The 6,311-nt window shown below is 65.3% G+C and carries 5 protein-coding genes; all 5 read left to right on the top strand.

All coding sequences use genetic code 11. The features are described 5' to 3' along the window. On the top strand, positions 1-245 hold a 245-nt coding region (locus tag J7396_RS10420), incomplete at its 5' end, for a YadA-like family protein (RefSeq protein WP_209261403.1). 223 nt (positions 246-468) lie between these two features. Next, positions 469-2,352, top strand: coding sequence for a diffusible signal factor-reguated S8 family serine peptidase (locus J7396_RS10415; RefSeq protein ID WP_209261402.1), 1,884 nt, complete (start codon positions 469-471; stop codon positions 2,350-2,352). A 129-nt stretch (positions 2,353-2,481) separates the two neighbouring features. Then, positions 2,482-4,209, top strand: coding sequence for a type II secretion system ATPase GspE (gene gspE / locus J7396_RS10410; RefSeq protein WP_014091052.1), 1,728 nt, complete (start codon positions 2,482-2,484; stop codon positions 4,207-4,209). A gap of 175 nt (positions 4,210-4,384) precedes the next feature. Further along, positions 4,385-5,602: a type II secretion system F family protein gene (locus J7396_RS10405; protein WP_003490504.1), complete on the top strand. Its 1,218-nt coding sequence runs from the start codon at positions 4,385-4,387 to the stop codon at positions 5,600-5,602. Positions 5,603-5,872: 270 nt separating this feature from the next. Then, positions 5,873-6,304, top strand: a complete 432-nt coding sequence (gspG, locus tag J7396_RS10400) for a type II secretion system major pseudopilin GspG (RefSeq protein WP_003490502.1) — start codon at positions 5,873-5,875, stop codon at positions 6,302-6,304. The last annotated feature ends 7 nt before the right edge of the window (positions 6,305-6,311 follow it).

The following is a 6,311-nucleotide window of genomic DNA, read 5'->3' as shown; positions in this document are numbered from 1 at the left end:
GCCGGCAGAACCGTCGCCTGGACCGCCAGGGCGCGATGAGCTCGGCGATGTTGAACATGTCCGCCAGCGTGGCCGGTATCGCCTCGCAGAACCGCATCGGTGCCGGTGTCGGTTTCCAGAACGGCGAGTCGGCGTTGTCGGTGGGCTACCAGCGTGCGATCAGCCCGCGCGCCACCCTCACCGTGGGCGGCGCACTCAGCGGCGACGACAGCTCGATCGGCGTGGGTGCCGGTTTCGGCTGGTAAGGCGTTCTCGCATCAAGCGCGGCGGCGCCAGGTGCGCCGTCGCGATCTGCAAGGCCTGAGGGGGCGGGCAAGGACCGTGGCTGGGCCGGCCAACGGATTCGCATGGAGTGATGGCCGTACCAGGGGTGGCCGACAAGGACGCAGCGCACCGCACCGCGGCTACGCAGCGATTGCGCCGGCTGCGCCAAGCCTGATTCACGAAAAATACGAAGAGGACTTCACCGTGATCGACAAGAATTTCCGTCTCAACCCGCTGACCGGCGCCATCCTGATGATGGCCCTCGGTGCCTCTGGCACGCTCGCTGCCGCCCCCAAACTGCTGGTCAAGGAACCGACCCAGGCAGCCCCGGCCGGCGCAGCGTTCGGTAGCCGGTTGATCGTGCGCTACAAGGACAATACCGCCGCTGCAACCGATCGCAGCAGCAAGCTGAGCGCCGTGCAGGCCGCGGTGGGCCGCGTTGGCGCCAGTACCGGCGCGCGCAGCAGCGCTGCCGCCGCCAAGGCGACGTATGTGCGCAAGCTGGGCATCGGCTCGGACCTGATCAAGCTGTCCAGCACGCTGACCGCCGCGCAGGTGGATAAAGTGGTGGTCGAGCTCAAGAACGACCCATCCGTGGCCGACGTGCAGATCGACCGCATGCTGCGCCCGATCGATATCAGCAAAAGCCTTCCTGCCACCGACGTGAGCCCGCAGCTGGTTCCCAACGACCCGTTCTACGCCCAGTACCAGTGGCACCTGAGCAACCCCAACGGCGGCATCAACGCACCGGGCGCCTGGGATCTGTCGCAGGGCGCAGGCGTGGTGGTGGCGGTGCTGGATACCGGCATCCTGCCGGATCACCCCGATTTTGCCGGCAATCTCCTGCAGGGCTACGACTTCATCACCGACGCCGAAGTCTCGCGTCGTCCCACCGATGCGCGCGTGCCGGGCGCACTCGATTACGGCGACTGGGAAGAGGCCGACAACGTCTGCTACGCGGGCTCGCAGGCGCAGGAAAGTTCCTGGCACGGCACCCACGTTGCGGGCACCGTGGCCGAGGCGACCAATAACGGGGTGGGCATGGCGGGCGTCGCGCCGAAGGCGACCATCCTGCCGGTGCGCGTGCTCGGCCGTTGCGGCGGCTACACCTCCGACATCGCCGATGCGATCGTGTGGGCCTCCGGCGGCAGCGTCGACGGCGTGCCGGCCAACACCAATCCGGCCGAAGTGATCAACATGAGCCTCGGGGGCGGCGAGCCCTGCGATTCGGCCACCCAGCTGGCGATCAATGGCGCGGTGTCGCGCGGCACCACCGTCGTGGTCGCAGCCGGCAACAGCAGCGAAGATGCGGCCAACCATTCGCCGGCCAGCTGCAACAACACCATCACCGTTGGCGCCACGCGCATCACCGGTGGCATCGCCTACTACTCCAACTACGGCAGCAAGGTCGACCTCTCTGGCCCGGGCGGCGGCGGTAGCGTGGACGGCAATCCGGGCGGTTACGTCTGGCAGGCCGGGTACACCGGTGCGACCACGCCGACCTCCGGTAGCTATACCTATATGGGTCTAGGCGGCACCTCGATGGCCTCGCCGCACGTGGCCGGCGTCGTGGCGCTGGTGCAGAGCGCGGCCATCGGTCTGGGCGATGGCCCGCTGACCCCGGCTGCGGTCGAAGCGCTGCTCAAGCAGACCAGTCGCCCCTTCCCGGTGACTCCGCCGGCCAGCACCCCGATCGGCAGCGGTATCGTCGACGCCAAGGCCGCGCTTGAAGCCGTGCTGGAGGAGCCGTGCGACCCGGCCACCGAGAGCTGCGCGCCGAGCGCCATTGCGCTCACCAACAAGGCGCCTGTTGCTGGATTGAGCGGTACCGCCGGCAGCTCCACGCTGTACAGCTTCGAGGCCAAGGCCGGCGCCGTGCTCAGCTTCATGACCTACGGCGGCACCGGCGATGTGTCGATGTACGTCAGCTTCGAGGCCGAGCCCAGCGCCACAAGCTACGACGCCAAGTCGACCCGTCCGGGCAACAGCGAAACCGTGCGTTTCACTGTCCCCAAGGCCGGCACTTACTACATCAAGTTGGTCGGTGCGGCGAGCTACGCGAAGCTGACGCTCGTTGCACGACAGTAAGTAGCGAAATAGTGTGACCGATGCCCCCGGCCAATCGCCGGGGGCATTGTTTTTCAGGGCGTTTCAAATGCATGCGGTTGATCGTCGCGGCAAACTGCTACAGTCGGCGCCGGACCAGTGGAGACGAGTGTGAACGCGGTTGCCGTCGATCCAATCGAGCATCGAAGTGCGGAGACGCGCATCGTCGATGCGCTGCTTGAACGCCGTCGTCTGAAAGACACCGATCTGCTGCGCGCGCGCCAATTGCAGGCCGAATCCGGCATGGGCCTGCTCGCCTTGCTCGGCCGTTTGGGTCTGGTGTCCGAACGCGATCATGCAGAAACCTGCGCCGACGTGCTTGGCTTGCCGTTGGTGGACGCACGCCAGCTCGGCGACACGCCGCCGGAAATGCTGCCGGAAGTGCAGGGGTTGTCGCTGCGCTTTCTCAAGCAATTTCATCTGTGCCCGGTCGGCGAACGCGATGGCCGGCTGGAACTGTGGATCGCCGATCCTTACGACGATTACGCCATTGATGCGGTGCGTCTTGCCACCGGCTGCACGTTGCTGTTGCAGGTGGGCCTGCGTTCGGAAATCGATGACCTGATCGAGCGCTGGTACGGCCAGGGCCGCAGTGCGATGGGCACCATCGTGGAAACCGCCGATGGCGATGCTAACAGCAGCGACGACATCGAAGCGCTGCGCGATCTGGCCTCCGAAGCGCCGGTGATCCGGCTGGTGAACCTGGTGATCCAGCACGCGGTGGAACTGCGCGCCTCCGACATCCATATCGAACCGTTCGAAAGCCGGCTCAAGGTGCGTTACCGCGTGGACGGCGTGTTGGTGGAAGGCGAAAGCCCGCCGGCCAAGCTCACTGCTGCAGTCATCAGCCGCATCAAGATCATGGCCAAGCTCAACATCGCCGAGCGCCGCCTGCCGCAGGACGGCCGCATCATGCTGCGCGTGCAGGGCAAGGAGCTGGACCTGCGCGTCAGCACCGTGCCCACCGCGCATGGCGAAAGCGTGGTGATGCGCCTGCTGGATCGCGAAACGGTGGTGTTCGACTTCTACAAGCTGGGCTTTACCGAAGACTTCTTGCCGCAGTTCCGCAAGGTGCTGGAGCAACCGCACGGCATCATGCTGGTCACCGGCCCCACCGGCTCGGGCAAGACCACCACGCTGTACACCGCGCTGAGCCAGCTCAACACCTCGGATGTGAAAATCATCACTGTCGAAGACCCGGTGGAATACCAGATCGAAGGCATCAACCAGATCCAGGCCAAGCCGCAGATCGGGCTGGATTTCGCCAACGCATTGCGCAGCATCGTGCGTCAGGATCCGGACATCATCATGATCGGCGAAATGCGCGACCTGGAAACCGCACGCATCGCGATCCAGTCCGCGCTCACCGGCCACTTGGTGCTGTCCACGCTGCATACCAACAACGCGGCCGGCGGCATCACCCGTCTGCTCGACATGGGCGTGGAGGATTATCTGCTCACCTCCACCATCAACGGCATCCTGGCGCAGCGCCTGGTGCGCAAACTCGACCTGGCCAACGCCGAGCGCTACGCCGCCTCGCCGGAAGAAATCGCCAGGTTCGACCTGCGTCGCCTGCAACCGGAGGGCGAGATCTTCCTGTATCGCCCGCGACCCTCGGCCACCGCGCCCACCGGTTATCTGGGCCGCACCACCATCGTCGAATTCCTGGTGATGAACGACGAATTGCGCCGTGCGGTGATGCGCCGTGCCGGCATGGGCGAAATCGAACAACTCGCCCGCCAGGCCGGCATGCGCACCATGTACGAAGATGGGCTGTCCAAGGCCCTGCGCGGCGAAACCACCATCGAAGAAGTCCTGCGCGTCACGGAGGATGCGTGATCGGTAAGGCGGCAGAAACACGCCTGGCAGGCACCGGACCAACGAACCGCCAGCACAGCCACCCGCTGGCTCCGCTGTGCGTGGACAGCGATGCGTGCGCGATGTCGCCAATACGCAGCGATGTGCTTTTCCCGAATCCCGATTCCCGATTCCCCAATCCCGGCCTCCCAGCCTGATGCCCCTCTACCGTTACAAGGCTCTGGACGCCCACGGCGAAATGCTCGACGGCCAGATGGAAGCGGCCAGCGATGCCGAGGTGGCGTTGCGTCTGCAGGAACAGGGCCATCTGCCGGTGGAAACGCGCCTGGCCACCGGCGAAAACGATTCGCCGTCGCTGCGCATGCTGCTGCGCAAGAAGCCGTTCGACAATGCGGCGCTGGTGCAATTCACCCAGCAACTGGCCACGTTGATCGGCGCGGGGCAACCGCTGGACCGCGCGCTGTCGATTCTGATGGATCTGCCCGAAGACGAAAAAAGCCGGCGGGTGATCGGCGATGTGCGCGATACCGTGCGCGGCGGTGCGCCGTTGTCGTCCGCACTCGAGCGCCAGCACGGGCTGTTTTCCAAGCTGTACATCAACATGGTGCGCGCCGGCGAAGCTGGCGGCAGCATGCAGGACACGCTGCAGCGGCTGGCCGATTATCTGGAGCGCAGCCGTGCGCTCAGGGGCAAGGTGATCAACGCGCTGATCTACCCGGCCATCCTGCTGGCGGTGGTGGGCTGTGCGTTGCTGTTCCTGCTCGGTTACGTGGTGCCGCAATTTGCGCAGATGTACGAAAGCCTGGATGTGGCATTGCCATGGTTTACCCAGGCGGTGTTGAGCGTGGGCCTGCTGGTGCGCGACTGGTGGATCGTGCTGATCGTCGTGCCGGGCGTGCTGGGGCTGTGGCTGGATCGCAAGCGTCGCAATGCCGCGTTCCGTGCATCGCTGGACCAATGGCTGCTGCGCCAGAAGGTGGTCGGCAGCCTGATTGCCCGGCTGGAAACCGCACGCCTGACGCGCACCCTGGGCACCTTGCTGCGCAATGGCGTGCCGTTGCTGGCGGCGATCGGCATCGCGCGCAACGTCATGTCCAATCTGGCGTTGGTGGAGGATGTTGCCAATGCGGCCGACGACGTCAAGAACGGCCATGGCCTGTCGATGTCGCTGGCACGCGGCAAGCGCTTTCCGCGGCTGGCGCTGCAGATGATCCAGGTGGGCGAAGAATCCGGCGCATTGGACACGATGCTGCTCAAGACCGCCGACACCTTCGAGCTGGAAACCGCGCAGGCCATCGACCGCGCACTGGCCGCGCTGGTGCCGTTCATCACGCTGGTGCTGGCCTCGGTGGTGGGGCTTGTCATCATTTCGGTCCTGGTCCCGCTGTATGACCTCACCAATGCAATCGGCTGAGAGCGGAGCTCTGCGCAACGGTGCAGTCTTCACTTGGGCACAGCCGCTGCTCGGAATCGGCATGGCGCGCTCGTACACTGCACATCCCGCGCGTGTGCCGCGTCCAAGGGCCAAGCGCGCGCAATGCCCTGTCAGCCACGCGCTTGACCGGGCAGCGTATTCACCACAACGTTCCGGTGACCGCACGACACCCATGCGGGAACCTTTGCAATGCCCGCCGTGTCATGTGTTGGCGGCAGCATCCTTCATCGACGTGCAAGGAAATCGTTCATGATCAAGCGTTCCATCACCCGCAGTCCGTCGCGCGCAGGCCAGGCCGGTATGAGCTTGCTGGAAATCATCATCGTCATCGTGCTGATCGGTGCGGTGCTCACGCTGGTCGGCAGCCGCGTGCTGGGCGGTGCCGATCGCGGCAAGGCCAATCTTGCCAAGTCGCAGATCCAGACGCTGGCCGGCAAGATCGAGAATTTCCAGCTCGACACCGGCAAGTTGCCGAGCAAACTCGATGACCTGGTCACCCAGCCCGGCGACAGCAGCGGTTGGCTGGGCCCGTATGCCAAGCCGGCCGAACTCAACGACCCATGGGGCCACGCCATCGAATACCGCGCGCCCGGCGACGGTCAGCCGTTCGATCTGATCAGCCTGGGCAAGGACGGCAAGCCCGGTGGCAGCAGTTACGACGCGGACATCAAGTACCAATAAGCGCTCG

It is taken from the genome of Xanthomonas sp. A1809 (genome assembly GCF_017746015.1).
GTDB classification, from domain to species: Bacteria; Pseudomonadota; Gammaproteobacteria; order Xanthomonadales; family Xanthomonadaceae; genus Xanthomonas; species Xanthomonas euvesicatoria.
The sequence above is the reverse complement of the archived record's forward strand: the minus strand, read 5'-3'. Positions and strand labels throughout refer to the sequence as shown.